This window comes from Methylibium sp. T29-B (genome assembly GCF_000576225.1).
Lineage (GTDB): Bacteria > Pseudomonadota > Gammaproteobacteria > Burkholderiales > Burkholderiaceae_C > Methylibium > Methylibium petroleiphilum.
This window is the reverse complement of sequence record NZ_AZSN01000015.1, coordinates 18,202-43,833: the sequence shown is the minus strand read 5'-3', so window position 1 is coordinate 43,833 and position 25,632 is coordinate 18,202. Positions and strand designations below refer to the sequence as shown.

General features: G+C 70.4%; 23 protein-coding genes and 1 pseudogene. 14 read left to right on the top strand and 10 right to left on the bottom strand.

All coding sequences use genetic code 11. The features are described 5' to 3' along the window. From Y694_RS24680 to Y694_RS04515, 3 genes are all read left to right on the top strand, one after another. Positions 1-455, top strand: a 455-nt coding sequence (locus Y694_RS24680) for a hypothetical protein (RefSeq protein WP_051495562.1), incomplete at its 5' end; no start/stop codon positions are given. 5 nt (positions 456-460) lie between these two features. Then, complete coding sequence (locus Y694_RS04520; protein ID WP_036230198.1) at positions 461-2,080, top strand: GMC family oxidoreductase; 1,620 nt, start codon at positions 461-463, stop codon at positions 2,078-2,080. A 261-nt stretch (positions 2,081-2,341) separates the two neighbouring features. Next, complete coding sequence (locus tag Y694_RS04515; protein ID WP_231497532.1) at positions 2,342-3,022, top strand: alpha/beta fold hydrolase; 681 nt, start codon at positions 2,342-2,344, stop codon at positions 3,020-3,022. Here the strand turns inward: Y694_RS04515 and Y694_RS04510 are convergent. The 3 genes from Y694_RS04510 to hppD form a co-directional block, all read right to left on the bottom strand. Further along, positions 2,941-3,804 (bottom strand): hypothetical protein, encoded by an 864-nt coding sequence (locus tag Y694_RS04510; protein WP_036230195.1) that lies wholly within the window; start codon positions 3,802-3,804, stop codon positions 2,941-2,943. The genes Y694_RS04515 and Y694_RS04510 overlap by 82 nt on opposite strands. An 85-nt stretch (positions 3,805-3,889) precedes the next feature. Continuing rightward, complete coding sequence (gene phhA / locus Y694_RS04505; protein ID WP_036230193.1) at positions 3,890-4,777, bottom strand: phenylalanine 4-monooxygenase; 888 nt, start codon at positions 4,775-4,777, stop codon at positions 3,890-3,892. A gap of 42 nt (positions 4,778-4,819) precedes the next feature. Next, positions 4,820-5,932, bottom strand: a complete 1,113-nt coding sequence (gene hppD / locus Y694_RS04500; RefSeq protein ID WP_036230190.1) for a 4-hydroxyphenylpyruvate dioxygenase — start codon at positions 5,930-5,932, stop codon at positions 4,820-4,822. Positions 5,933-6,053: 121 nt separating this feature from the next. Between hppD and Y694_RS04495 the strand changes: the two genes are divergently transcribed. Continuing rightward, positions 6,054-6,536, top strand: a complete 483-nt coding sequence (locus Y694_RS04495) for an Lrp/AsnC family transcriptional regulator (protein ID WP_011827946.1) — start codon at positions 6,054-6,056, stop codon at positions 6,534-6,536. A 10-nt stretch (positions 6,537-6,546) separates the two neighbouring features. Here Y694_RS04495 and Y694_RS04490 read toward each other — a convergent pair whose 3' ends face one another. The 5 genes from Y694_RS04490 to Y694_RS24670 all read right to left on the bottom strand — a co-directional run bounded on the left by Y694_RS04490 (position 6,547) and on the right by Y694_RS24670 (position 12,120). Continuing rightward, a complete protein-coding gene (locus Y694_RS04490; protein WP_036230188.1) occupies positions 6,547-8,235 on the bottom strand; it encodes an AMP-binding protein in 1,689 nt (562 codons plus the stop codon). A 13-nt stretch (positions 8,236-8,248) separates the two neighbouring features. Continuing rightward, positions 8,249-9,964, bottom strand: coding sequence for an AMP-binding protein (locus Y694_RS04485; protein WP_036230187.1), 1,716 nt, complete (start codon positions 9,962-9,964; stop codon positions 8,249-8,251). A 123-nt stretch (positions 9,965-10,087) separates the two neighbouring features. Further along, on the bottom strand, positions 10,088-10,432 hold the full coding sequence (locus Y694_RS04480; protein ID WP_011827943.1) for a cytochrome c: 345 nt from the start codon (positions 10,430-10,432) through the stop codon (positions 10,088-10,090). After that, positions 10,432-11,196: a PQQ-binding-like beta-propeller repeat protein gene (locus Y694_RS24675; protein WP_197028729.1), complete on the bottom strand. Its 765-nt coding sequence runs from the start codon at positions 11,194-11,196 to the stop codon at positions 10,432-10,434. The genes Y694_RS04480 and Y694_RS24675 overlap by 1 nt, the downstream gene beginning before the upstream one ends. A 219-nt stretch (positions 11,197-11,415) precedes the next feature. After that, positions 11,416-12,120 carry a PQQ-binding-like beta-propeller repeat protein gene (locus Y694_RS24670; RefSeq protein ID WP_197028728.1) on the bottom strand — a complete coding sequence of 235 codons (705 nt, stop codon included), beginning with the start codon at positions 12,118-12,120 and terminating at the stop codon, positions 11,416-11,418. A 158-nt stretch (positions 12,121-12,278) separates the two neighbouring features. Between Y694_RS24670 and Y694_RS26640 the strand changes: the two genes are divergently transcribed. Beyond that, the gene (locus tag Y694_RS26640) at positions 12,279-13,529 is read left to right on the top strand and encodes a GAF domain-containing protein (RefSeq protein ID WP_011827941.1); all 1,251 of its coding nucleotides are present in this window, start codon (positions 12,279-12,281) and stop codon (positions 13,527-13,529) included. 2 nt (positions 13,530-13,531) lie between these two features. Here Y694_RS26640 and Y694_RS04465 read toward each other — a convergent pair whose 3' ends face one another. Beyond that, positions 13,532-14,611 carry a substrate-binding domain-containing protein gene (locus Y694_RS04465; RefSeq protein WP_036230185.1) on the bottom strand — a complete coding sequence of 360 codons (1,080 nt, stop codon included), beginning with the start codon at positions 14,609-14,611 and terminating at the stop codon, positions 13,532-13,534. 123 nt (positions 14,612-14,734) lie between these two features. Between Y694_RS04465 and Y694_RS04460 the strand changes: the two genes are divergently transcribed. The 5 genes and pseudogenes from Y694_RS04460 to Y694_RS04440 all read left to right on the top strand — a co-directional run. Continuing rightward, complete coding sequence (locus tag Y694_RS04460) at positions 14,735-16,456, top strand: NADH-ubiquinone oxidoreductase-F iron-sulfur binding region domain-containing protein (protein ID WP_036230182.1); 1,722 nt, start codon at positions 14,735-14,737, stop codon at positions 16,454-16,456. Continuing rightward, on the top strand, positions 16,453-19,320 hold the full coding sequence (gene fdhF / locus Y694_RS04455) for a formate dehydrogenase subunit alpha (RefSeq protein ID WP_036230179.1): 2,868 nt from the start codon (positions 16,453-16,455) through the stop codon (positions 19,318-19,320). Before Y694_RS04460 ends, fdhF begins: the two co-directional genes overlap by 4 nt. 282 nt (positions 19,321-19,602) lie before the next feature. Further along, on the top strand, positions 19,603-19,896 hold the full coding sequence (locus tag Y694_RS04450) for a hypothetical protein (RefSeq protein ID WP_155935783.1): 294 nt from the start codon (positions 19,603-19,605) through the stop codon (positions 19,894-19,896). Between the two features lie 8 nt (positions 19,897-19,904). After that, positions 19,905-20,219 (top strand): hypothetical protein, encoded by a 315-nt coding sequence (locus Y694_RS04445; RefSeq protein WP_036230174.1) that lies wholly within the window; start codon positions 19,905-19,907, stop codon positions 20,217-20,219. A gap of 406 nt (positions 20,220-20,625) precedes the next feature. Beyond that, positions 20,626-21,573: pseudogene (locus Y694_RS04440) on the top strand (methyl-accepting chemotaxis protein); the annotation flags it as partial. Between the two features lie 90 nt (positions 21,574-21,663). Here Y694_RS04440 and Y694_RS04435 read toward each other — a convergent pair. Next, positions 21,664-22,509 (bottom strand): fumarylacetoacetate hydrolase family protein, encoded by an 846-nt coding sequence (locus Y694_RS04435; RefSeq protein WP_036230173.1) that lies wholly within the window; start codon positions 22,507-22,509, stop codon positions 21,664-21,666. Positions 22,510-22,582: 73 nt separating this feature from the next. Between Y694_RS04435 and Y694_RS04430 the strand changes: the two genes are divergently transcribed. Genes Y694_RS04430 through Y694_RS04415 form a run of 4 tightly spaced genes read left to right on the top strand, consistent with a single transcriptional unit; the run spans position 22,583 to position 25,627 of the window. After that, entirely contained in the window at positions 22,583-23,920 is a 1,338-nt protein-coding gene (locus tag Y694_RS04430; protein ID WP_081771195.1) for a class I SAM-dependent methyltransferase, read from the top strand. Positions 23,921-23,932: 12 nt separating this feature from the next. Then, complete coding sequence (locus tag Y694_RS04425) at positions 23,933-24,256, top strand: DUF1840 domain-containing protein (RefSeq protein ID WP_011827933.1); 324 nt, start codon at positions 23,933-23,935, stop codon at positions 24,254-24,256. A 31-nt stretch (positions 24,257-24,287) separates the two neighbouring features. After that, the gene (locus Y694_RS04420) at positions 24,288-24,926 is read left to right on the top strand and encodes a YbhB/YbcL family Raf kinase inhibitor-like protein (RefSeq protein ID WP_036230170.1); all 639 of its coding nucleotides are present in this window, start codon (positions 24,288-24,290) and stop codon (positions 24,924-24,926) included. Continuing rightward, positions 24,926-25,627, top strand: coding sequence for a histidine phosphatase family protein (locus Y694_RS04415; protein WP_036230164.1), 702 nt, complete (start codon positions 24,926-24,928; stop codon positions 25,625-25,627). The genes Y694_RS04420 and Y694_RS04415 overlap by 1 nt, the downstream gene beginning before the upstream one ends. Positions 25,628-25,632: the final 5 nt, after the last annotated feature.

Here is a 25,632-nt window from a genome sequence, read left to right as displayed (position 1 = left end):
TCGAGCGCCGCCGGCTCGGCTGGCAGGCTGCCTTCGAGCACGGCGCGCGCCACGGCGCGCCGTCGGGCCGCGCGGTGTTCCGCGCCGTGGCGCGCGCCGTGCTCGAAGGCAGCCTGCCAGCCGAGCCGGCGGCGCTCGACGCAGCACTGGAGCGCCATCTGCAGCGGCTGGACGAGACGATTGCCGGCTTTCCCACGGCGACCCAGGCGGAGATCGCGCAGTTGCTCGGCGTGCTGTCGGTGTCGGCCACGCGGCAGTGGCTGACCGGCCTGCGCAGCGACTGGGCCGACGCGAGCGTGAACGAACTCGAGGCCGCGCTGCGCCGCATGCGCACCACCGACCACGAGCTGCGCCAGCAGGCGTATCACGCGCTGCGCGACCTCACCAACGCGGCCTACTTCGCGCAGTCGGAGCACTGGTCGCTGCTGGGCTATCCCGGCCCGAGCGCGGTCTGAGCGGCATGGCCATCATCGACCCGTTCAAGGACGGACTCGGCCGCGGCTGGAAGGTGTTCGGCGGACGCCACGCGGGCGCGCAGCCGCTGCCGGAGCGGATCAGCTGCGACGTGGCGATCGTCGGGAGCGGCGCGGGCGCCGGCATCACGGCCGAACTGCTGACCCAGGCCGGCCTCGACGTGCTGCTGATCGAGGAAGGCCCGCTGAAGACCAGCAGTGACTTCCACCAGCTCGAGCGCGAGGCCTATCCGCAGCTCTACCAGGAGAGCGCCGGGCGCAAGACGGCCGACAAGGCGATCAACATCCTGCAGGGCCGCTGCGTCGGCGGATCGACCACGGTCAACTGGACCAGTTCCTTCCGCACGCCCGACGACACGCTGGCCTACTGGCAGCAGCACTTCGGCCTGAAGGACTACACGCCCGAGGCACTGGCGCCGTGGTTCGCGCAGGCCGAGCGGCGTCTCGGCATCGGCCCCTGGCTGGCGCCGCCGAACGAGAACAACGAACTGCTCAAGCGCGGCGCCGACCGGCTGGGCATCCGCGCCGCGACGATCCAGCGCAACGTGAAGGGCTGCTGGAACCTCGGCTCCTGCGGCCTGGGCTGCCCGACGAACGCGAAGCAGTCGATGCTGGTGACCACAATCCCCGCCGCGCTGGAGCGCGGCGCGCGGCTGCTGGTGGAAACGCGCGCGCAGGCCTTCGAGCACGACGGTTCGAAGGTCCGCTGGCTCGACTGCGTGCCGGTCGCGACCGACGGCAGCGCCGCGTCGGACCGCACGGTGCGCGTGAGCGCGAAGCACTACGTGGTGGCGGGCGGTGCGATCAACTCGCCCGGGTTGCTGCTGCGATCGAAGGCTCCCGATCCGCACAACCGCCTCGGGCACCGCAGCTTCCTGCATCCGGTGGTGGCGTCGGCGGCTGTCTTCGATCAGCGGGTCGAGGGCTGGGCCGGCGCGCCGCAGACGATCTACAGCGACCACTTCCTCGGCGTCGATCCGATCGACGGCCCCATCGGCTACAAGCTCGAGGCGCCACCGATCCACCCGACGGTGTTCGCGACGACGATGGCCGGCTTCGGGCTCGAGCAGACGCGGCAGCTCAAGCAGTTCCCGCACACGCATGCGCTGCTCGCGCTGCTGCGCGACGGCTTCCATCCGCAGTCGCCCGGCGGGCTCGTGCGGCTGCGCGACGATCGCACGCCGCTGCTCGACTACCCACTGACCGCGTTCGTGATGGACGGCGCGCGCCGCGCGCTGCTGAGCATGGCCGAGCTGCAGTTCGCAGCCGGTGCGCGCGAGGTGATCCCGACCCACGAGCTGGCGCGCAGCTACCGCAGCTGGGACGAGGCGAAGCGCGAGATCGCCGCCCTGCCGATGAAGCCGCAGCTCACGCGCGTGTTCAGCGCGCATGCCATGGGCGGCTGCGGCTTCGCCGGCGAGGCGAAGCTGGGCGTGGTGCAGCCGAACGGCCAGCACTGGCAGCTCGAGAACCTGTCGGTGCACGACGGCTCGCTGTTCCCCACCAGCGTGGGCGCGAACCCGCAGCTGTCGATCTACGGCATCGTCAACCGGCTCGCCAGCGGACTGACGCATCGCCTGACGGGCCGTACGGTTTCGCTGGCCTAGGACTCACCTGCCCATGCTCGCGCGCCTGCAGCGCCTCGTGATCCTGGCAGTGACGCTGGCCGCGCTGGGCTGGCTGGTAGGGTGGGCGTCGGAGGGGCGGCCGGTACTGGCCGTCGCCGGCGCGCTGGTGCTCGCCTTCGGATACGTCTTCATCCTCGCGGTCGAGTTCGTGCTGCTGGCCTGCCTGCACGGCCGCGACGAGACCCCGCGTGCCGGCCCGCTGCAGTTGCTGCGGGCCTGGCTGGGCGAGTGCGTGGTGGCATGGCAGGTGTTCGTGTGGCGCCAGCCTTCCACGCCGCGCGCTACCCCGACGTGCCGGGCCGGCCCGGCGTGCGCGGCGTGGTGTTCGTGCACGGCTACGTCTGCAATCGCGGCCTGTGGGGGCCGTGGCTTGCGCGCTGCACGGCCGAGCAACGACCGTACGTGGCCGTCGATCTGGAACCGGTGTTCAGCGACCTGGACATCTACGTGCCTCAGCTCGAGGCGGCGGTGGCGCGGCTCGAGAAGTCGACCGGCCTGCCGCCTCTGCTGGTGTGCCACAGCATGGGCGGGCTGGTGGCGCGCGCCTGGCTCGCGGCGACGCCCGGGGCCGCCACCCGCGTGCAGCATGTGATCACGATCGGCTCACCACACCGCGGCACCTGGCTGGCACGGCTGAGCCGCACGACGAACTCCCGCCACATGCGCCAGGCCAGCGAATGGATCACCGGGCTGGCCGCCCGCGAGCCGGCGCTGCACACCGGCCGCTTCACCTGCTTCTACAGCCACGCCGACAACATCGTGTTCCCGGCCTGCGCCGCCACCCTGCCAGGCGCCGACAACCGCCACCTGCCCGCCACGGCGCACGTGGCGATGGTGTTTCACCCGGAGGTGGTGAGCGAGGCGGCGCGCTGGCTTGCCGCCAGCTCCTCGTGCGTGGCCGGCGGCGCGTCGGGGCGCTGACGCAACACCCGCCAGGCGAGCCAGCCGATACAGCCCGCCAGCAGCAGGTGGTGCACGGCGTGGCCGCTGAACACCCCGCCGCTGGCCTGCCACACCCAGCCATCTGCGGCGTCGACGAACCTCGCCGCTGCGAACCACAGCAGCGCCACGATCCAGTCGCGTGGGCGCAGGCCGTCGCTGCGCAGCCCCCACACGCCGAGCGGCATCAGCAGCACCGGCAGCAACTCGAGCCACAGCAGCCAGCGCAAGTCAGGACCGTCGAGCCAGGCCGCGCTGGCTGCGCAGGCCAGACCGCCGAGCGGCCCGCTCGCGACGGCCGCCGCCAGCAGCCCGGGAGTGACCCAGCGAGGCCCCAGCCGTTCTGCAAGGTAGATCAGGGACAGCAGGACGCAAACACTGGCGGTGGCGACCTGCCTCAGCAGGAAGCCGACATCGCCCGGCGCAAGATGGTCCAGTGCGCCGACCACGGTGGTCAGCATGGCCGCGCCGAAGAACAGGCGCCACGCCAGGCGACGCGGGCCGCCAGCGCGGTGGCGGCGCAGGCCGACGGTGCCCGCCACGCTGGCCGCGAACAGGGGCAGCAGCGACAGCAGGTTCCAGCCCTGCACCAGACCGAGGACGGTGCGCGAGTCGGTGTTGCGGTCGGTCTGCGCCGGATAGCCGACCGGCCCCCAGGCGAGCAGGCCCATCAGGCTCGCGAACAGCATCGCCCCCAGCAAGGCCAGTGCGCAGCGGGTGGACAACTGGGGCGACATCGAGGGCAGCGGGGCAGTGGCGTTCACTGCCGACGAGTCTCGGTGCGCTCACCCTGTCACACATCGCTCTCGCGGGGGCCCCCGTTGGGGGAGGCCAGGCGGCGTGACGGCTTCAGCCGGCGGGCGTGAAGCAGCGCTCGCCGTCCAGCACGATGCCGGCCTCCACCAGCGGCTGCTGGCGCACTGCCGCATAGACCGGCGTGAAGTCCGGCGCGGTGGCGTCGAACAGCTGGCGGAAGCTGTCGATCACGAAGTAGCCGGCCTGGTAGCTGTCGATCTTGTAGAGCGTGCGCATCAGCCGCTGCAGATCGAAGGCAATGCGCTGCGGCTCGGGGGACAGGACCGCGTGGCGCAGCTCGCCGGCGCTCGACAGGATGCCGGCCCCGTAGGCGCGCAGGCCCTGCGGCGTGTCGATCAGCCCGAACTCCACCGTGTACCAGTACAGGCGCGCCAGCAGCTCGCAGGCGTCGAGCCGGCTGGCCTTGAGCCCGCCGGCGCCATAGGCCTGCATGTAGTCGGCGAACACCGGGTTGAACAGCAGGGGCACGTGGCCGAACAGGTCGTGGAAGACATCGGGCTCGACGACGTAGTCGAACTCCTCGGGGGTGCGGATCCAGTCGGTGACCGGGAACTTCCGTTGGGCGAGCAGCGCGAAGAAGGCCTCCTCGGGGATCAGGCCGGGCACGCCGACGATCTGCCAGCCGGTGGCCTTCGACAGCCGCGCGGAGATGTCGCTGAAGCGCGGGATGCGGTCGGGGGCACCGAGCTGCTCGACAGCGTCGATGAATGCCTGGCAGGCCAGGCGAGGCAGCTGCCGCAGCTGGCGGGCATAGAGACGGCGGTAGGTCTCGTGGTCGGCCTCGGTGTAGCGGGCCATGTCCTGCTCGCAGCTGTAGTCGGCCCGCGCGCGCGAGTAGTCGCCGCGCGGCGGCCGGTCGCCCTGCCCGTAGGTGACCGGTGCCACGCCCTTGTTCACGCCGTCATGGAAGTCGTTCTTCATGGCGGTGCGGATTCTCTGCCGGGCGGGGAGCAGCGTGGCGCGTCAGGCGCCCTGCGTCGCGGCCTCGCCGGCCAGCACGCCGCGGCGCATCTGGTCGAGCTCGATGCTCTCGAACAGGGCCTTGAAGTTGCCCTCGCCGAAGCCCTGATCGCCCTTGCGCTGGATGAACTCGAAGAAGATCGGTCCGAGCTGGTTCTCGCTGAAGATCTGCAGCAGCAGTTCGCCGGCCTTGCCATCGACCAGGATCCCGCGCGAACGCAGTGCCGCGAGGTCCTCGCCGTGACCGGGGATGCGCCGGTCGACCAACTCGTAGTAGGTGTCGGGCGTGTCGAGCAGCTTCACGCCCTGGACGCGCAGCGCGTCGACGGTGGCGTGCAGGTCGCCCGAGCCGAGCGCGACGTGCTGGATGCCCTCGCCGTGGTAGCGGTCCAGGTACTCCTGGATCTGCCCCGGGGTCTCGTTGCCCTCTTCGTTGATCGGGATGCGGATCTTGCCGCAGGGGCTGGTCATGGCCTTGCTCTTCACGCCGGTCACCTGGCCCTCGATGTCGAAGTAGCGGATCTCGCGGAAGTTGAACAGCCGCGCATAGAACTCGGCCCACTCGGCCATGCGGCCGCGGTGCACGTTGTGCGTCAGGTGGTCGACGACGGTGAGGCCGTGGCCGACGGGCGTGAGCGTAGCGCCGGGCAGCGGTTCGAAGTCGACGTCGAAGAAGCCGATGTTGCCGATGTCGCCGTCCTTCGCGCCGTTCTTGCCGCGCCAGCGGTCGACCAGGTAGATCAGCGAGTCGCCCACGCCCTTGATGGCAGGGATGTTCAGCTCGCCGGGACCGGCGTGGCCGGCATAGCCCCACGCGCCGAGCGCGACCGCCCGCTCGCTGGCGGCCTTGGCGTCCCGCACGCGGAACGCGATGGCGCAGATGCTCGGGCCGTGCAGACGCGCGAAGCGCTGCGCGAACGAGTCGGGCTCCGCATTGACGATGAAGTTGATCTCGCCTTGCCGGTACAGCGTGACCTGCTTGTGGCGGTGCTTGGCGATCGCGCGGAAGCCCATGCGCTCGAACAGCGCGCCCATCGCGGCGGGGTCCGGCGCGGCGTATTCGATGAACTCGAAGCCGTCGGTGCCCATCGGGTTGTCCCAAGGGGTGAATTGCATGCGCGGACCTCGCTGGCGTGGAGAAAGAACTGTCTCCACTGTATAGAGCATGCGGCGCAGGTTTACTGCAAACCACGCGCAAATGACCAACATCGCGCATGATTCCTGCACAATCAACCTTATGGAAGCCTCTATCGAGCTCGACATGATCGACCGACGCATCCTGCGCGTGCTGCAGGCCAACGGCCGCGCCACCTACGACCAGCTGGCCGCCGAGGTACAGCTGTCGGCCTCGGCCGCACTGCGGCGCGTGAAGCGGCTGGAGGAAGCGGGCGTGATCGCGGGCTATGCAGCGGTGGTGCCACCTGCGGGCGTGGGCCTGGGGCTCACGGCCTTCATCAGCGTGCGGCTCGAGAAGCACACCGAGACGCACAAGCGCAACCCGATGGACCTGTTCAAGGCCTCGGTGCAGGTGTGGCCCGAGGTGGTGGAATGCGTGGCGCTGACCGGCGAGACCGACTACCACCTGCGCGTGGTGGTGCAGGACATGGCGCACTACTCGCGCTTCATCATGGACACGCTGCTGAAGCACCCGAGCGTCGAGGACTGCAAGACGAGCTTCGTGATGGACCGCGTGAAGGCGACCAGCGCCACGCCGGTGTGAGACGCCGGCCTCAGGCAGTCTTCACGTCGACCAGGCCCAGCAGCTCCTTCATCTGCTCGCGCATCCTGAACTTCTGGATCTTGCCGGTCACCGTCATCGGGAAGGCGTCGACGAAGTGGATGTGGCGCGGCACCTTGTGGCGCGCGATCTCGCCGTCGCAGAACGCGCGCAGTTCGTCGGCGCCGAGCTGCTCGCCGGCCCGCACGATGACGCAGGCACACAGCTCCTCGCCGTACTTCGGGTCGGGCACGCCGATCACCTGCACGTCCTGCACCTTGGGGTGGCGGTAGAGGAATTCCTCGATCTCGCGCGGGTAGAGGTTCTCGCCGCCGCGGATGACCATGTCCTTCAGGCGGCCGACGATGTTGCAGTAGCCCTCGGCATCCAGCGTGGCGAGGTCGCCGGTGTGCATCCAGCCCGCCGCATCGATGGCCTCGCGGGTCTTCGCCGCGTCGTCCCAGTAGCCCAGCATGACCGAGTAGCCGCGCGTGCACAGCTCGCCGGGTTCGCCGCGCGGCACGATGCGGCCGGCCTCGTCGACGAGCTTCACCTCGCAATGCGGCTGGATGCGCCCGACGGTGGACACGCGCCGCTCCAGCGGGTCGTCGGTGGCGCTCTGGAAGCTGACGGGCGATGTTTCGGTCATGCCGTAGGCGATGGTGACCTCGGCCATGTGCATCTTGTCGACCACGCGGCGCATCACCTCGATCGGGCAGGGGCTGCCGGCCATGATGCCGGTGCGCAGGCTGCGCAGGTCGTGGCGCGCGAAGTCGGGGTGGTCGAGCTGGGCGATGAACATCGTCGGCACGCCGTACAGCACGGTGCAGCGTTCCTCGGCCACCGCCGCCAGCGTGGCCGCGGCATCGAAGCCCTCGGACGGGTAGACCATGGTCGCGCCGTGCGTGAGTGCCCCCAGGTTGCCCATCACCATGCCGAAGCAGTGGTACAGCGGCACCGGGATGCACAGCCGGTCGCCCGGCGCGAGGCGGATCGCCTCGCCGACGAAGTGGCCGTTGTTCAGGATGTTGTGGTGCGACAGCGTCGCGCCCTTGGGGTTGCCGGTGGTGCCCGAGGTGAACTGGATGTTGATCGGGTCGTCGAACTGCAGCGTCTCGCCGAGCCGGGCCAGGTCGACCCGGTCGTCGGCGCGCGGCGTGCGCAGCAAGGTGTCGAAGTTCAGCATGCCCGGCGTCGCCTCCGCGCCCAGACGGATCACGAACTCCAGGTCCGGCAGGCGTTTCGCGCGCAGCCGCCCTGGCGCGCATTGCGCGAGCTCGGGCGCCAGGTCGGCGAGCATCGCGAGGTAGTCGCTGCCCTTGAACGACGGCGCGGCGATCAGCGCGCGGCACCCCACCTTGGTGAGGGCGTATTCGAGCTCGCTGCGCCGGTAGGCCGGGTTGATGTTCACCAGCACCAGCCCGAGCTTGGCGGTGGCGAACTGCGTCAGCGTCCACTCGGCGTTGTTGGGTGACCAGATGCCGATGCGCTCGCCGGCCTTCAGGCCCAGGCGCATCAGGCCACAGGCCAGCGCGTCGACGCGCTGGCGCAGCTCGGCGTAACTGAGCCGCAGTTGCTGGTGCCGCACCACCAGCGCGTCGCGCTCGGCATGGCGCTCGCAGGCCGCGTCGAACCAGCGACCGATGGTCTCGCCGATCAGCGTCTGCGCCGAGGCGCCGTGCACGTAGCTCGCGTTGTCCATGCGCGCCTCCTGCTCAGGCCTCGGCCTTCAGTTGCGGGAAGTCCTCCTCGAAGAACTCGCCGGCCGCGCGCACGCCGGCCGCGCGCCGCTCGACCTCCTGTGCGCGCAGCTGCACGCGGCGGATCTTCCCGGAGATGGTCTTGGGCAGCTCGGTGACGAACTCGATGCGCCGCACGCGCTTGTAGGGTGCGAGCTGCTTGCGCGCGAAGCCGAGGATCGCCTCGGCCAGCGCACGGTCGGGCGTCTGGCCGGCGGTGAGGATCAGGTAGGCCTTGGGAACGGCCAGGCGCAGCGGGTCGGGGCTGGGCACCACCGCCACCTCGGCCACCGCCTCGTGCTCGATCAGCGCGCTCTCCAGCTCGAACGGGCTGATGCGGTAGTCGGAGGCCTTGAACACGTCGTCGGCGCGGCCGACGAAGGTGATGTAGCCCTCGGCATCGCGCGCCGCCACATCGCCGGTGTGGTAGTAGCCGTCGCGCATCGCGTCGGCGGTCTTCTCGGCGCTGTCCTGGTAGCCCACCATCAGCCCGAGCGGCCGCTCGGCCAGCACGATGCAGACCTCGCCCTCGTCGGCCTCCTTGCCGTCGGCGTCGATCAGCGCGATGCGGTAGCCCGGCAGCGGCCGGCCCATCGACCCGGGCTTGAGCGGCTGGCCCGGCGCATTGCCGATCTGCGCGGTGGTCTCGGTCTGGCCGTAGCCGTCGCGCACCGTCAGGTCCCAGGCGGCGCGCACCTGCTCGATGATCTCGGGGTTGAGCGGCTCGCCCGCGCCGATCAGCTCGCGCAGCGCGAGCCGGCCACGGTAGGCGCCCAGGTCTTCCTGCACCATCATGCGCCACACCGTGGGCGGCGCGCACAGGCTGGTGACGCGGCAGCGCTCGAGCACGGCCAGCAGCCCGCCCGCGTTGAAGCGGGCGGTGTTGTAGATGAACACGCAGGCGCCGGCATTCCACGGCGCGAAGAAGCAGCTCCACGCATGCTTGGCCCAGCCGGGCGAGGAGATGTTGAGGTGCACGTCGCCGGGCCGCAGGCCGATCCAGTACATCGTCGACAGGTGCCCCACCGGATAGCTCTGGTGGGTGTGCAGCACCAGCTTGGGCTTGGAGGTGGTGCCCGAGGTGAAGTACAGCAGCAGCGGGTCGCTGGCGCGCGTCGGTCCGTCGGGGGTGAAGGCGGACGGCGCGGCGGCGGCGTCCTCGAAGCGCTGCCAGCCGGGCTGGGCCTCGCCGAGGCTGATGCGCGTGTAGTCGCCCGGCAGCGGCGCGAACTTGTCGGTCTGCGCGCTGGCCGTCACCACGTGCCGCACGTCGCCGCGCTCCATGCGGTCGCGCAGATCCTCGGTGGTCAGCAGCGCCGTGGCCGGGATCAGCACCGCGCCCAGCTTCATCGCCGCCAGCATGGTCTCCCACAGCGCCAGCTCGTTGCCGAGCATCAGCAGCACGCGGTCGCCGCGCCGCACGCCCAGGGCGCGCAGGTGGTTGGCCACCTGGGCCGAGCGCTGCGACAGCTCGCGGAACGAGCGCTTCACCTCGCTGCCGTCCTCGCCGACGATCCACAGCGCCGGCGCATCGGCGCGTGCGGGGTCGCGCGCCATCGCGTCGAAGTGGTCCAGCGCCCAGTTGAACTCGCCGAGCGCCGGCCAGCGAAACTCTCGCGCCGCTGCGGCCTGGTCGTCGCGCAGGCGCAGCAGCAGGTCACGGGCTTGCAGGAAGGGGACGGCGGATGTCATGGCGAACTCCTGATCGGCGGACCGCATCGATGCTAGGGGCGGCCCCTGCAGGGCCGCCAGAGGGAGAAACCGAAGCGGGTCTACCCGGTCCGGCCGCGACACGGCCCCACCGCTTCGCCGCCTTCACGGCGGGCTGGCGGCAGCACTGACGAACAGCCACAGCGACGCCAGTTCGTCCGGCTGGAAGGTCGAGCCCCAGGCCGGCATGGCACGCAGCCCCTGCGTCACCGATCGTTCGAAGCGCTCGCGCTGTTCCTTCGGGAAGCTGCGCAGGTCGAAGCTGGCACCGTTGCTGACCATGTTCACGCCGTGACAGCGCGCGCAGTAGCTGGTGTAGAGCGAGCGCCCCAGCGCGGCGCTCGCGCCGCCTTCGGGCGCCTGCGCTCGGGCCACCGGCCCCGGCAGCAGAACGGCCGCCAGCAGCGCGGCGAACACGGCCGCACGGGCGCGGGTCATCGCGGCCGGCATCAGTCGATCAGCCTGAAGGTCCACACCGACGAGCCCGCCGGCACCTGCGCCAGCTTGGCATCACCGCCGAGGAAGCCGTACACGGTGGCGGCGCCGCTGGTCACGGTGACGTACTGCTGGCCCTTGAGTTCCCAGGTGATCGGCAGGCCGGAGATGCCCGAGCCGGTCTGGAACTGCCACAGCTTCGTGCCGGTGTCGGCGTCGAAGGCCATGAACTCGCCGGTCTGCGCGCCGGTGAACACCAGCCCGCCAGCGGTGGAGAGCACGCCGCTCCAGTACGGCGCGGCGGTCGGGCTCTCCCACAGCTTCCTGCCGGTGGTGGGATCCCAGGCGACCAGCGCGCCACGCATGCCTCCGTCCGGATCGACCCACCCCCCGAGTTCGAGCCCCAGGTACCAGGCCCCCTGGCGGTAGGCCGGGGTGCCGTACTTGACCTTCATGCCGAAGTTGAGCGTGTTCAGGTAGACGCGCTTCTTCAGCGGGTCGAAGCTCATCGGCATCCAGTTCTTCGCACCGAAGGCACTGGGCCAGGCCTCGATGAAGTCCTTGCTCTCGACATTGGACCGCACTGCCTTCGTCATCTCGGTGTCGATGGGGCGGCCGGTCTTCATGTCGATGCCGCTCGCCCAGTTGACCTTCTGCGCGAACTGCGTGGCCGATAGCAGCTTGCCGTTGCTGCGGTCGAGCACGTAGAAGTAGCCGTTGCGGTTGGCCTGCATCAGCACCTTGCGGGCGGCGCCGTTCACCGGCAGTTCGCCCAGCACCAGCTCGTTGGTGGCGTCGTAGTCGTAGGGGTCGCCGGGCGAGGTCTGATAGTGCCAGACGATCTTGCCGGTGGCCGGGTCGAGCGCGAGGATGGAGCAGATGTAGAGCGAATCCTTGCCGCGCCACGCCGGGTTCCACGGCCCGCCGTTGCCGGTGCCCCAGTAGACGAGGTTGAGCTCCGGGTCGTAGGTGCCGGTCAGCCAGGTGGGCGCACCGCCCTAGTCGTGGCGGTCGGCGTTCCAGGTCTCCGAGCCGGGCTCGCCGGGAGCGGGCACGGTCCAGGTGCGCCACTTCTTCTCGCCGGTCTTCAGGTCCCAGCCATCGAGGAAGCCACGCGTGCCGTACTCGCCGCCGGAGATGCCGGTGATCAGCACGCCGCCGGCGACCAGCGGCGCGTGGGTCATGCTGTAGCCCTGCTTGTAGTCGGCCGCCTTCTGCTTCCACAGCGTCTTCCCGCTGGCCATGTCGATGGCCAGCACGTGGGCATCGATGGTGGTGCGGTAGAGCACGCCATCGAGCGCGGCCATGCCGCGGCTCTGGATGCCGCAGCAGAGGTAGCCGTTCACGTCGGCCGGCAGGTCGATGGCGACCTTCCACTTCTGGCGACCGCTCTCGGCGTCGATCGCCACCGTGGCGTTGTGCGTCGACACGTACATCACGCCGCCGATCAGCAGCGGCTGCGTCGAGGCGTTCGCGGAGTTGTCGAGGCTAAGGTTCCAGGCCGGCACCAGGCGCTTGACGGTGGTCTTGTTGATCTTGGCCAGCGCCGAGTAGCGCTGCTGCCCCCAGCCCATGCCGTAGGTCGTCACGTCGCCGGGCGTCGTCGCGTCGCGCTTGAGGTCGTCGATCGTCTGCGCCAGCGCCAGGGGCGCCAGACATGCCAGGGCCACGCCGAGCACGGCCCTCGCGAAATCCCGCTTCATCCTTCGTCTCCCATTGCGACGGCCCGACGACATGCCGCAGCCTCAGAATGCAGGGCGAACGATAGGTTTTGCCTCCCAGGCAGCCCAATCAAGTAGTTTCCCTAGGCGTTTTTTGTTCCAGCCTGGTACAGATTCACGCACCCTCACGGAGTCCGTCCATGACCGCCAGAGTGCCCGCTGTTCGCCAACGACCCAGCCCCGAATCCCGTCTGCCGGCCGGCCCCTTCTTCGCCACCGCCGAGCAGCGCGTGGCCCTGGCACGCGAGCGCTTCTTCGAGGAGGGCGTGCGCCCCTCGGGGCTGGTGCCCGAACTGGTGATCCAGTCGTGGACACGTTGCGTCGGCGCGCGCCGCAGGCCGAACGAGCACGTGACCTTCTCGCCGATCACCAAGTCGCGCGTGGCGGGCGCGCTGGCGCGCAACCGCCAGCTGCTCGACGCGGCGAAGGACGATCTGTCGCAGCTCGACGCGGCCCTGGCCGGCACCGCCTGCAAGGCCCTGCTGACCAGCAACGACGGCGTGATCGTGCATGCGACGCCCACCGCCCTCGGCGAGGGTCGGCTGATGCCGATCATGGCGCGGGTCGGCAACGATCTCGCCGAGTCCAACGTCGGCACCGGCGCGCCCGGCGTGTCGGCGCGCACCGGCGAGGTCTGCGTGGTGAGCGGCGCCGAGCACTTCTTCAGCGGCTTCAACGTGATGTACTGCGCCGCCGCACCGATCCGCAACACGCACGGCGAGATCGCCGGCGTGCTCGATCTGTCGTCCGAGGAGGAGCAGTTCCGCTTCGACGCGGCGGCGATGGTGCGCCTCTATGCGACGACGATCGAGAACCGCCTGCTGCGCGCGCAGTCGCGCGAGCATCTGCTGCTTCGCTTCCAGTCGAGCCCGGGCCTGCTGCACACGCCCCTCGAGGGCCTGGCCGCGATCGACGGCAACGGCCGCGTGTGCTGGGTCAACGGCGCGGGCACCCGGCTGCTGGCGGGCGCGCACGCCGGCTCGCCGACGGTCGAACAGACCTTCGGCATCGACCTCGAGAGCCTGCTCTCGCTGGCCCACGGAGCCCGCGTGCAGTCGCACCGCGTTCCGGGCGGGCTGGGCATGTGGCTCGAGGCGCAGCCGCCCGAGAAGGACGGCCACCACGGGGCCACGGCATTGGCTTTCGCCAGCCCGGTGGCGACGCCCGCTTTCTCCGAGCCCGATAGCGCGACCGCAACCGCGACCGCGCCGGTCGGCGGCGACGCGCGCAGCGAGGGCGAGGCGCTGACGCTGGTGGACTCGCACCGCCGCATGATCGACAGCACCCTGCTCGAATGCGGCGGCAACGTGTCGCGCGCCGCGCGCCAGCTCGGCGTGTCGCGCGGCCTCATCTACCGGCGCCTGCGCGAGCGGCGCAGCAAAGACGCCTGACCCTAGCGGTCGAACGCCTCGGTCACGCTCAGCACCCGGCCGGTCTCGCCGGCCTCGTAGCCGACCAGCGACGACACCGACGAGCGGTAGACCGGCGACTGCATCAGGTCCAGCACGGTGCGCATGGCCGGCCGGTTCAGCGACGCGGTCGGCAGCGCGAAGAAATAGCGCTCGCGCACCAGCGGGATGAACGGCAGGCCGAAGCGCTGCGCCGCGGTCTGCACGCCGATGCCGACGTCGGCCATGCCGCTGGCGATGTAGGCGGCCACTGCCGCATGCGTGAATTCGGTGCTCTCGTAGCCGCTGATCTCGGCCGGCACCACGCCCGCCTGGTTCAGCAGCAACTCGGTGAGCATGCGCGTGCCCGAACCCTCGGGCCGGTTGACGAAGCGCACGCCGGGGCGCTGCAAGTCGGCCAGCGTGCGGATGCGCTTGGGGTTGCCCGGTGCGACGAACAGGCCCTGGGTACGCACCGCCAGGTGCACCAGGCTGTGGGTCTGCGGCTTGAGCCACTTCATGTAGCGCTTGACCGCCGGCGCCTCGAACTCGCCGATCGGCACGTGGAAGCCGGCCAGGTCGCACTCGCCGCGCGCCAACGCCGACACCGACTCGAAGCTGTTGCGGTAGCGCAGCTCGACCGACAGCGACGCGGCCTCGAGCTTCTCCACCAGCGCCGCCACCGCAAAGCCATGGCTGGCGTGCAGGCGCAGCGCCGCGGAGCCATCGGTGCGTTGCGGCAGCGTGCGGCCGAGCTCGTTCTCCAGCTCCGACGCCAGCGACGACAGCAGCGGTGACAGCCGCGCGGCAATGCGGCGATCGGCCCAGATCAGCTTCTCGGCCAGCGGCGTCAGCGTGGAGCCGCGGCCGCGGCCGGCGTTGACCAGCGGGTAGCCGAACAGGTCCTCGGCACGCTTCACCTGCCCCCAGGCGTGGCGGTAGGACAGGCCGACGCTGCGAGCCGCCTGCGCGATCGCGCCGGTCTCCTGGATCGCGGCCAGCAGGGTCAGCAGCGCGGTGGTGTCGACGAGGTGGTCGACGTCCTGGGCGACGCCCCAGTGAGGGGTGATCTGGATCCGCATGATTAGGCGGCCTTGTGCATATCAGAGTGAGGGGGGCCCGCTATCGTCCCGAGACGAGACAGCGCCCGGGCATATGCTCATTGAAACATAAGCGAACGGCGCCGATACCCAAGGAATTCCCGAGCTATGAATGCGCCCGTGATCCCGATCCAGGTCCTGCGCGACCCGGCCGTCAAACCGCGTCGGGCCTCGGGCGACCGCCCGGTCGACGCCCAGGCATTGAGCGCGGTCCAGGCCCTGCTGGCGGCCAGGCCGCAGACCCCGTTGCGGCGCGACCTGCTGATCGAGCACCTGCACACGCTGAACGATCATTTCGGTCAGCTGCGCACCGACCATCTGGCTGCTCTGGCTCAGTTACTGCGCCTTTCCCAGGCCGAAGTTTATGAAGTGGCGAGCTTTTATCACCACTTCGAAGTGGTCCAGGCGAAGGCCGACGGCAGCTATCCGGAGCCCGCGCCGCTGACCGTCCGCGTCTGCGACGGCATCGCCTGCGAGCTGGCCGGCGCCCGGGATCTGCTGACCCGGCTGCCCGCATTGCTGGGGACCGAGGTGCGCGTGATCGCCGCCCCGTGCATCGGCCGCTGCGAGCAAGCCCCGGCGGCCGTCGTGCACCAGTGCCCGGTGCCGAACGCGACACCCGAAGCCGTGCAGGCTGCAGTGACCGCCGGCCGAACGAAGCACGAACCCGCGCCGTACACCACGCTCGCGTCATATCACGACGCCGGCGGCTACCGCACGCTGCGGCAGTGCCTGAGCGGCGAACGGCCGCTGGAGACGGTGCTGTCGACGATGGAAGCTTCGGGTCTGCGCGGGCTCGGGGGGGCCGGCTTCCCGGCCGGGCGCAAGTGGCGCATCGTGCGCGGGCAGGCGGCGCCGCGCCTGATGGCGGTGAACATCGACGAAGGCGAGCCGGGCACCTTCAAGGACCGCCATTACCTCGAGCGCGATCCGCACCGCTTCCTCGAGGGCTTGCTGATCGCGGCCTGGGCGGTCGGCGTCGACGCCGTCTACATCTACCTGCGCGACGAGTACCACGGCTGCCGCACCCTGCTCGAGCGCGAGCTGGCGGCGCTGCGGGCCGACCCGCCGATGCGCGACATGCCGGCGATCGAGCTGCGCCGCGGCGCCGGCGCCTACATCTGCGGCGAGGAGTCCGCGATGATCGAGTCGATCGAAGGCAAGCGCGGCATGCCGCGCCTGAGACCGCCCTACGTGGCGCAGGTCGGCCTGTTCGGGCGCCCGACGCTGGAGCACAACTTCGAGACGCTGTACTGGGTGCGCGACATCCTCGAGAAGGGTGGCGACTGGTTCGCCGGCCACGGCCGCCACGAGCGCAAGGGGCTGCGCTCGTTCTCGGTGAGCGGCCGCGTGAAGAAGCCGGGCGTGCACCTCGCGCCGGCCGGCATCACGCTGCGCGAGCTGGTCGACGAGTACTGTGGCGGCATGCTGGACGGCCACCGGCTGCACGCCTACCTGCCGGGCGGCGCCTCGGGCGGCATCCTGCCCGAGCGCCTGGCCGACGTGCCGCTGGACTTCGACACGCTGCAGCCGCACGGCTGCTTCATCGGCTCGGCGGCGGTGGTGGTGTTGTCTGACCAGGACCGCGTGACGGACGTGGCGCGCAACCTGATGCGCTTCTTCGAGCACGAGAGCTGCGGGCAGTGCACGCCGTGCCGTTCGGGTACCGCCAAGGTCAACGAACTGATCGCCGGCGACCGCTGGGACCTGCCGCTGCTCGCCGAGCTGTCGCAGGTGATGCGCGATGCGTCCATCTGCGGCCTGGGTCAAGCGGCGCCGAACCCGGTGGACTGCGTGATCAAGTATTTTCCGGAAGAGCTGACGGCATGAACGCACCGCTGACTTCGAAGCTGCTCGCGCCACAGGCCGCGACGGTGGAGTTCTCGCTCGACGGCCGCACGGTCACCGCCGGCGCTGACGAGACGATCTGGACCGTCGCGAAGCGCGAGGGCACGACCATCCCCCACCTGTGCCACAAGGAGGGCCTGACGCCGGCCGGCAACTGCCGCGCCTGCGTGGTGGAGGTCGAAGGCGAACGGGCGCTGGCTGCCTCGTGCTGCCGCAACGTCGCCGCCGGCATGAAGGTGCAGACGCAGAGCCCGCGCGCCGCGTCGGCCCGCAAGATGGTGGTCGAGCTGCTGGTCAGCGACGCCGGTGCCACCACCGACACCTACACGAAGGCCTCGGAACTCAGCCAATGGGCCGAACAGCTGGCCGTGCCGCGCGGCCGCCTGCCGCAGCGCGACGCGCCGCATTACGCGGCGGCCGACCTTTCGCACCCGGCGATCGCGGTGAACCTGGACGCCTGCATCCAATGCACGCGCTGTCTGCGCGCCTGCCGCGACGAGCAAGGCAACGACGTGATCGGCCTGGCCTTCCGCGGCGCGCATGCGCAGATCACCTTCGATGCCGGTGCGACGCTCGGTGAGTCGAGCTGCGTGGCCTGCGGCGAATGCGTGCAGGCCTGCCCGACCGGCGCTCTGATGCCGGCCCGCGGCGCCGGGCTGCTGGAAGTGACGAAGCGTGTGGATTCGGTCTGCCCCTACTGCGGCGTAGGCTGCCAGCTCACCTGGAACGTCGGTCCGAACGCACAGGGCGAGGAGCGCATCCATTTCGTGACCGGCCGCGACGGCCCGGCCAACCACGGGCGGCTGTGCGTGAAGGGCCGCTATGGCTTCGACTACATCCACAACCCGCGCCGCCTGACCACGCCGCTGATCCGACGCGAAGGCGTGGCCAAGGACCCGGCCGACATCGAGCGCCTCAAGCAGGGCCAGTTGAAGCCGACGGACATCTTCCGCACGGCGACCTGGGACGAGGCGATGGAGCTCGCGGCCGGCGGCCTGGCCCGGCTGCGCGACGAGGCGCTGGCGGCCGGCCTGCGCGGCAACGACATCCCGCTCGCGGGCTTCGGCTCGGCCAAGGGCAGCAACGAGGAGGCCTACCTGTTCCAGAAGCTGGTGCGGCAGGGCTTCCGGACCAACAACGTCGATCACTGCACGCGGCTGTGCCATGCCAGCTCGGTGGCGGCGCTGCTGGAGGGCATCGGCTCGGGGGCGGTCAGCAACCCGGTGGAGGATGTCGCCCACGCCGACCTGATCTTCCTGATCGGCGCGAACCCGGCGGTGAACCACCCGGTCGCGGCGAGCTGGATCAAGAACGCGGTCGACCGCGGCGCCCGGCTGGTGATCTGCGATCCGCGTCACACCGCGCTGACGCGTCGCGCCACCTGGCACCTGCAGTTCCGTCCCGACACCGACGTCGCGCTGCTCAACGGGCTGCTGCACGTGATCGTCGCCGAGGGACTGGTCGATGAGGCCTTCGTCGCGGCGCGCGTCAACGGCTACGAGGCACTGAAGGCCTCGGTGGCCGAGGCGACGCCGGAGCGCATGAGCGAAATCTGCGGCATCGACGCGCAGACGATCCGCGACGTGGCCCGCGCCTATGCCACCAGCAAGGGCTCGATGATTCTCTGGGGCATGGGCGTGAGCCAGCATGTGCACGGCACCGACAACGCGCGCGGGCTGATCGCGTTGGCGATGCTGACTGGCCAGATCGGACGTGTCGGCACCGGCCTGCATCCGCTGCGCGGCCAGAACAACGTGCAGGGCGCCAGCGACGCCGGGCTGATCCCGATGATGCTGCCCAACTACCAGCGCGTCATCAACCCGACGGTGCGCCAGGCCTTCGAGCGCCTGTGGGCCACGCCCGAGCCACTGGATGCGACGCCCGGCCTGACCGTCGTCGAGATCATGCATGCGGCCAGCGAAGGCCGCATCCGCGGCATCTACGTCGAGGGCGAGAACCCGGCGATGTCGGACCCCGACCTCGGCCATGCCCGCCGGGCACTGGCAGGCCTGGAGCATCTGGTCGTCCAGGACATCTTCCTCACCGAGACCGCGATGCTGGCCGACGTGGTGCTGCCGGCCTCGGCCCATGCCGAGAAGTGGGGCAGCTACACGAACACCGACCGGCTGATCCAGATCGGCCGCCCCGCGCTCGATCCGCCCGAGCTCGCGATGCAGGATCTGTGGATCATCGAGCGCGTCGGCCGGCGCCTGGGCCTGGACTGGAACTACTGGCGCGACGAAGACGGCGGCGGCAAGCGCGCCTCGCAGGCGGCGGTGGCGCGCGTCTACGAGGAGATGCGCGTCAGCATGCCACCGCTGGCCGGCGTGCCCTGGAGCCGCCTGGTCAAGGCCGATGCGGTGATGACGCCCGCGGCGAGCGAGGACGACCCCGGCGCTGCGGTGGTCTTCATCGATCGCTTCCCGACGGTCGACGGCCGAGCGACCGTGGTACCGACCGTGTTCCGCCCCGGCGCCGAGCAGATCGACGCCGAGTACCCCTTCGTCCTGACCACCGGCCGCGTGCTCGAGCATTGGCACACCGGCGCGATGACACGGCACGCCAGCATGCTGGACGCCATCGCGCCCGAGGCGCTGGTGTCGCTGCATCCGGCAGATGCGCTGACGGTCGGCGTGCGCGACGGCCAGGCGGTGCTGATGTCGACGCGGCACGGTGCGGTGCAGGCGCGCGTGCGCGTCAGCACCGAGGTGCAGCCCGGGCAGGTGTTCCTGCCGTTCGCCTTCTGGGAGGCGGCGGCGAACAAGCTGACCGGCGACGCCCTGGACGACGTGGCGAAGATCCCCGGCTTCAAGGTCACGGCCGCCAAGCTCAGCGTGATCGCCTGAGCACGGCGCCGCGCCGGCGCGCGCGGCCCGCCGTCGGCGTGCGCCATCTTCCTACGCGCAGCGTCAGCCGCGTCCGACGGAACGCGCGCGCGCCGGGTGCGACATTGGACTCATCGTCGTCCACCCCCTCAGGCGCGTGCCATGTCCACCCCCTCAAGACAGTGCCCGGCGGCCCTGCCGCCCTCCGCGACGCCGGGGCCGAGGCGTACGATGATTTCCATGGACGGGTCGGCGCACGGAAAGTGTCTCGAACGCACCCGCCGAGTCGCTGTGGCAGTGCTGATGGCACCGCTCCTCGCAGCAGCCCAGGCGGAGGAAAGCCCGTGGCGCGCCGAGACGCCGGCGCCGATCGCCGAGCCGCCGGACGGAGAGCAGACCCTGGCCCTGTGGAACGACAGCCGTCGCCGCGACCAGATCCACTATTCCACCAGCGTCGAGATCCGGCAGGAGCCGGGACTCGATCGCCAGGCTTCGGGCACGCCTGAGCTCGGCAGCCGCGCCGAGACCTCGAGCATCGACTACCGCTGGTGGGCGTCGAGCGGCCGGGTGGCGCTGGGGCTGGGGTCGGCACCGTAACGCACAGCGTGATCGCGCCCGCGATCGGCAGCGAGCCGGAGCGGCTGACCGGGCAGACCGGCGGGCCGGCCGTCACCGTGGGCTGGCGGCTGCAGCTGTCGGACCAGTCCACGCTGTACGCCGACACCTCGGCGGCCCAGGGTCTGGGCCCGAACCCCGCCGCGGCCTACTACACCACCCGCGGCGGTGTGGAATGGAAGACGCGCAAGTCGCGACTTGGCTTCGACCGCGGCAGCGTGGCGATGCAGCTCGACTCCGGTTACCGGCTCTCGCTGCGCACTCGCCGCGGCGGCGTGGCGCTGGTGCTGCGCGGCAGCTTCTGAGCCGCGCGGGGTCTGCCCCGTGAAAACCCTGGCAAATCCGCCGCTGATCCCCGCTTCAGTCCGGGTCGCCCGGGTCGATATTCCCCGGAGACCCCAACGATGCCGGCTTGCCGTGTGCACACCGGCCCGGGACCGGGATTCGTGATGAAACGAACCCGACGTAGCGGAGACCTTCACGATGAACTTGCTGAACTACCGACTGACCACCCGCATCGCCGCAGGCTTCACCATCATGGTGGTGCTGACGCTGGTGCTCGGGGCCCTCAGCGTCTAGAACGTGCGCTCGGCCACCGGCGAGGCCCATGCCCTGCTCGCCGCCGTGAACGATCCGGCCGTATCGACCAAGTTGGGCGACCTGGAGAAGAACGCACAGCGCACGCTGTGGACGATCGCCGGCCTGGTGCTGGCGACCGCGGTGTTCGGCGCCTGGCTGGGCTGGGCGATCCGCCAGAGCGTGCGGGGGCCCGTCGAAGACGTGGTGGCGTCGGTGTCGCGCATCGCCGCCGGCGACCTGGCGACGAAGATCTCGTCCAGCGGCCGCGACGAGATCGCCTGGCTGAACCACGAACTCAACCAGATGCGCAAGAAGCTGCTGAGCACAATCGCCCAGGTGCGGGAATCGGCCGAGCAGGTGTCCGTGGCCTCGAACGAGATCGCCTCGGGCAACACCGACCTGAGCACCCGCACCGAGACCCAGGCGAGCGGCCTGCAGCAGACCGCCAGCTCGATGGAGCAGCTCACGTCGACCGTGCGTCAGAACGCCGACAACGCGCAGCAGGCCAACCAGCTGGTGGTCAGCGCCAGCGACGTGGCCAGCCGCGGCGGCGAGGTGATGACGCAGGTGGTCTCGACCATGAACGACATCAACAGCAGCGCCCGCAAGATCGCCGACATCATCGGCGTGATCGACGGCATTGCCTTCCAGACCAACATCCTGGCGCTCAACGCGGCGGTGGAAGCCGCTCGCGCCGGCGAGCAAGGGCGCGGCTTTGCTGTGGTGGCCGGTGAGGTGCGCAACCTGGCGCAGCGCAGCGCCGCTGCTGCCAAGGAAATCAAGACGTTGATCGGCGACTCGGTCGACAAGGTGGAAACCGGCACGCGGCTGGTCGATCAGGCCGGCTCGACGATGGACGAGATCCTCGCCAGCGTGCGCCAGGTCACGCACATCATGAGCGAGATCAGCGTCGCCAGCCGCGAGCAGAGCGCAGGCATCGAGCAGGTGAACCGCTCGATCGAGCAGATGGACAGCTCGACCCAGCAGAACGCCGCGCTGGTGGAACAGGCCGCCGCCGCATCGCATTCGCTGCGCGATCAGTCGCACAAGCTGACCGAAGCGGTGAAGGTGTTCAAGCTGGCGGCCTGAGTCCGGCTTCAACTTCTCGAACGAGGGCGCCTGCGGGCGCCCTTTTTCACGTCGGGTGCGGCGTCGCCCGGATCGCCCTGCTCACCCGGGGACGACCACCTGGCGCTGTGCGCCCAGGCCCTCGATGCCCAGGCTCACCACGTCGCCGACCTTCAGGAACTGTGGCACCGGCTTCATGCCCAGGCCCACCCCGGGCGGCGTGCCGGTGGCGATCACGTCGCCGGGCAGCAGCGTCATGCATTCGCTGACATAGCTGATGATCCGCGCCACGCTGAACACCATCGTCGCGGTGTTGCCGCGCTGGCGCGACGCGCCGTTGACGTCCAGCCACATCGACAGCACCTGCGGGTCGGGGACCTCGTCGCGCGTCACGAGCCAGGGGCCGATCGGACCGAAGCTGTCGAAGCCCTTGCCTTTGTCCCAGGTGCCACCGCGCTCGGCCTGCCAGTGGCGCTCGCTTACGTCGTTCACCACGCAGTAGCCGGCCACGTGGTCCAGCGCCTGGGCCTCGGACACGCGCTTGGCGGTCTTTCCGATCACGACGCCCAGCTCGACCTCCCAGTCGGTCTTCAGGGATCCGGGCGGCAGCTCGATGGGGTCGTTGGGGCCGGTGATGCAGGTGGTCGCCTTCATGAAGACGATCGGCTCGGTCGGCACCCGCATGCCGGACTCGGCAGCATGGTCGCTGTAGTTCAGGCCGATCGCGACCAGCTTGCTGATGCCGGTGAACGGCACACCCAGGCGCGGCATGCCGCGCACGCGCGGCAGGCTCTCGGGTTTGATCCGGCGCAAGCGCTGCAGGCCCGCCAGGCCGAGACTCGGCAGGTCGAGGTGCGGCGTCACGCCGGACAGGTCGCGCAGCACGCCGTCGGCATCCACCAGGCCCGGCTTCTCGCGCCCCGGCATACCGTAACGAATCAGTTTCATTGGCAAGGGTGATGCGGCACCGCCGCATTCTGGGTAAATTTGCGTCGAGCATAGCGTCAGGAGTTCATCACCAATGAGCACGCTGAAGCCGATGACCACGCCGTCGATCGATGGCAACGCCACCGCACCGCGATCCGGGGCCCCGGCGCGCTGGATCGCCGCCGTGTCCGCGCGCCTGCAGTCTCTGCCGGTGCGGACACGCCTCGAGCTGCCGGGGGGCATTGCGGTGGGGGCCGAGCACGCTTCGGTCGTGCTGCGACTGCTGGACGCGCGCTTGCTGCCGCTGCTGGCGCTCGGTCAGGTCGGCCGGCTGGCCGAGGCTTACGTCGAAGGCCAGTTGCAGATCGACGGCACGATGCGCGACCTTGCGGAGGTGGCAGCGGCCCTGGTGCCTGGCGACCCGACGCGACTGGACGATGCCGCCGGTCCGGCCCGCTGGTGGTCACGGCTGCGGCGCAGCAGCCGCTCGCTGTCCCGGCACCAGCCGCGGCGCGACCGCGAGCAGATCGAGTTCCACTACGACGTCTCGAACGACTTCTACGCGCTGTGGCTGGACCCACGGCGCGTGTACTCCTGCGCCTACTGGCCCGACGGCGTGAACACCCTCGCGGCGGCGCAGGAAGCCAAGCTGGAGCTGCTGTGCCGCAAGCTGATGCTCCGGCCCGGCGAGCGGCTGCTCGACGTCGGCGCCGGCTGGGGCGCCTTGCTGTTGTGGGCGGCCGAGCACCATGGCGTGCGGGCGCACGGCATCACGCTATCGACGCAGCAGCATGCCTACGCGACGCGGCTGATCGCCGAGCGCGGCCTCGCCGACCGCGTGAGCATCGCGCTGTGCGACTACCGCGACGTGCCCGAGCACGGCACGGACGGCGGGCCCTACGACAAGATCGCTTCGATCGGCATGTTCGAGCACGTCGGCCGGGCCCAGTTGCTGCCCTACTTCCGCAAGCTCCGGCGACTGCTGAAGCCCGGCGGCTTGCTGATGAACCACGGCATCACCGCCGGCGGGCTGCACAACGAGCAGCTCGGCGCGGGCATCGGCGATTTCGTCGAGCGCTACATCTTCCCGGGCGGCGAACTGGTGCACGTTTCGCACGTGATGGCGGCGATGGCCGAGGCCGGGCTGGAGACGCTCGACGTCGAGAACCTGCGCCCCCACTACGCCCGCACGCTGTGGGCCTGGAGCGATGCCCTGGAGGCCCGGCTCGACGCGGCGCGTGCGCTGACCAGCGAGCGCGTGGTGCACGCCTACCGGCTCTATCTGGCGGGCAGCGCGATGGGCTTCGAGCGCGGCTGGATGTCGCTGAACCAGTTGCTGGCCAGCCGTCCCGATGGGAAGGTCGGGGCGACGCCGGTGCGCGGGGCACAATCGGTCTACCCATTCCAGCGCGACCACCTGTATCGATCCTGAAAGGTCGAAACCATGCTGTACAAGTTCAAGTCCAAGGCGGCCGGCGACGTGATCATGACCGGCCCGATCGGCGATGCCGTGCTGCGCACGATGGGCAAGGAGCCCGGCGCGAAAGGCATCGTGCTGCCGGCCGACATGCCCGGGGCGATTGCCGCGCTCGAGTCCGCGGTGCTTGCCGAGGAGCAGGCGCGCCAGCAGGCCGAGGCCGACGCGCGCGCCGACGGCAAGACGCTGCCACCACGCGAGGGCGTGAGCCTGCGCCAGCGGGCCTGGCCGCTGGTGGAGATGATGAAACGCGCGCACGCCGCCGACGAAGAGATCGTCTGGGGCGTCTGACCCACGACGGCCACGCACGACAGGACCGCCGATGAAGTTGACGAGCAGCAGCTGGGCCGACGGCGCCCTCATTCCGCAGCAGTACGCGGCCGGCCGGCCCGACGCCACGAGCATCGTGAGCTTCTCGGACAACGTCTCGCCGCAGTTCGCCTGGAGCGGCGTGCCGCCCGGCACGAAGAGCCTGGCGCTGATCTGCCATGACCCCGACGTGCCGAGCCGCGGCGACGACGTGAACCAGCCCGACCGGGAAGTCCCGGCCGACCTGCCGCGGGTCGATTTCTTCCACTGGGTGCTGGTCGACCTGCCGCCGTCGCTGGGCGCGCTGGCGGAGGGCGAGTTCAGCCGCGGCTTCACGGTGCGTGGCAAGCCCGGCCCGGCCACACTGCACGGCGCCCGCCACGGACTCAACGACTACACCGGCTGGTTCGCCGGCAACGCTGACATGAGCGGGAGCTACCACGGCTACGACGGCCCGTTCCCGCCCTTCAACGACGCGCTGCGGCATCGCTACATCTTCACGCTGTATGCGCTCGATGTCGCACGGCTCGCAGTCGAAGGCAGCTTCACCGGCGCGCAAGCGCGGGCTGCGATGCGCGGCCATGTGCTGGCCGAGGCGTCCTTCAGCGGCGGCTACAGCCTCAACGCACGTCTGAACGCGAGCGGCACCTGATGCCGCAGTCGCAACTCACCCGCATCGTCGCGGTACGCCACGGCGAGACCGCGTGGAACGTCGACACGCGCATCCAGGGCCAGCTCGACATCGGCCTGAACGACAAGGGCCGCTGGCAGGCCGGGCGCGTGGCGCAGGCCCTCAGCGGCGAAGGCCTCGACGTGGTCTATGCCAGCGACCTGGCGCGCGCCCATGACACCGCACTCGCCATCGGCGCGGCCGCCGGGCTCGCGGTGCGGACCGACCGCGGACTGCGCGAACGAGCCTTCGGTCGGTTCGAGGGCCAGACCTGGGCGGACATCGAGACCCACTGGCCCGCCGAGAGCGCGCGCTGGCGGGCGCGCGATGTCGACTTCGGCCCGGAAGGTGGCGAGACCTTGCGTGCCTTCTACGCGCGCGTGATCGCTACCGCCGAGCGGCTGGCAAGCCGCCATCCGAGCCAGGTGATCGCACTGGTGGCGCACGGCGGCGTGATGGACTGTCTGTATCGCGCCGCAGCGCGCGTTGGCCTCGACGCGCCGCGCACCTGGCAGCTCGGCAACACCGCGGTCAACCGGCTGCTGTACACGCCCGAGGGCTTTACGCTGGTCGGCTGGAGCGACACCTCGCACCTCGATGGTCTGCAGCACGATGAGTTCAGCGACGGCGCCCGCGATAGCCAACCTGCCGCCGCGGGCGACAAGGTCGGCCACGCGGCCTGAGTCGA

Excerpts from the sequence above, each read along its gene's own strand:
- Y694_RS04520 (WP_036230198.1), top strand. The coding sequence starts at position 461 with ATGGCCATCATCGACCCGTTCAAGGACGGACTCGGCCGCGGCTGGAAG.
- Y694_RS04515 (WP_231497532.1), top strand. The coding sequence starts at position 2,342 with ATGGCAGGTGTTCGTGTGGCGCCAGCCTTCCACGCCGCGCGCTACCCC.
- phhA (WP_036230193.1), bottom strand. The coding sequence starts at position 4,777 with ATGAAGAACGACTTCCATGACGGCGTGAACAAGGGCGTGGCACCGGTC.
- hppD (WP_036230190.1), bottom strand. The coding sequence starts at position 5,932 with ATGCAATTCACCCCTTGGGACAACCCGATGGGCACCGACGGCTTCGAG.
- Y694_RS04495 (WP_011827946.1), top strand. The coding sequence starts at position 6,054 with ATGGAAGCCTCTATCGAGCTCGACATGATCGACCGACGCATCCTGCGC.
- Y694_RS04490 (WP_036230188.1), bottom strand. The coding sequence starts at position 8,235 with ATGGACAACGCGAGCTACGTGCACGGCGCCTCGGCGCAGACGCTGATC.
- Y694_RS04485 (WP_036230187.1), bottom strand. The coding sequence starts at position 9,964 with ATGACATCCGCCGTCCCCTTCCTGCAAGCCCGTGACCTGCTGCTGCGC.
- Y694_RS04480 (WP_011827943.1), bottom strand. The coding sequence starts at position 10,432 with ATGCCGGCCGCGATGACCCGCGCCCGTGCGGCCGTGTTCGCCGCGCTG.
- Y694_RS24670 (WP_197028728.1), bottom strand. The coding sequence starts at position 12,120 with ATGAAGCGGGATTTCGCGAGGGCCGTGCTCGGCGTGGCCCTGGCATGT.
- Y694_RS26640 (WP_011827941.1), top strand. The coding sequence starts at position 12,279 with ATGACCGCCAGAGTGCCCGCTGTTCGCCAACGACCCAGCCCCGAATCC.
- Y694_RS04460 (WP_036230182.1), top strand. The coding sequence starts at position 14,735 with ATGAATGCGCCCGTGATCCCGATCCAGGTCCTGCGCGACCCGGCCGTC.
- fdhF (WP_036230179.1), top strand. The coding sequence starts at position 16,453 with ATGAACGCACCGCTGACTTCGAAGCTGCTCGCGCCACAGGCCGCGACG.
- Y694_RS04450 (WP_155935783.1), top strand. The coding sequence starts at position 19,603 with ATGGCACCGCTCCTCGCAGCAGCCCAGGCGGAGGAAAGCCCGTGGCGC.
- Y694_RS04435 (WP_036230173.1), bottom strand. The coding sequence starts at position 22,509 with ATGAAACTGATTCGTTACGGTATGCCGGGGCGCGAGAAGCCGGGCCTG.
- Y694_RS04430 (WP_081771195.1), top strand. The coding sequence starts at position 22,583 with ATGAGCACGCTGAAGCCGATGACCACGCCGTCGATCGATGGCAACGCC.
- Y694_RS04425 (WP_011827933.1), top strand. The coding sequence starts at position 23,933 with ATGCTGTACAAGTTCAAGTCCAAGGCGGCCGGCGACGTGATCATGACC.
- Y694_RS04420 (WP_036230170.1), top strand. The coding sequence starts at position 24,288 with ATGAAGTTGACGAGCAGCAGCTGGGCCGACGGCGCCCTCATTCCGCAG.
- Y694_RS04415 (WP_036230164.1), top strand. The coding sequence starts at position 24,926 with ATGCCGCAGTCGCAACTCACCCGCATCGTCGCGGTACGCCACGGCGAG.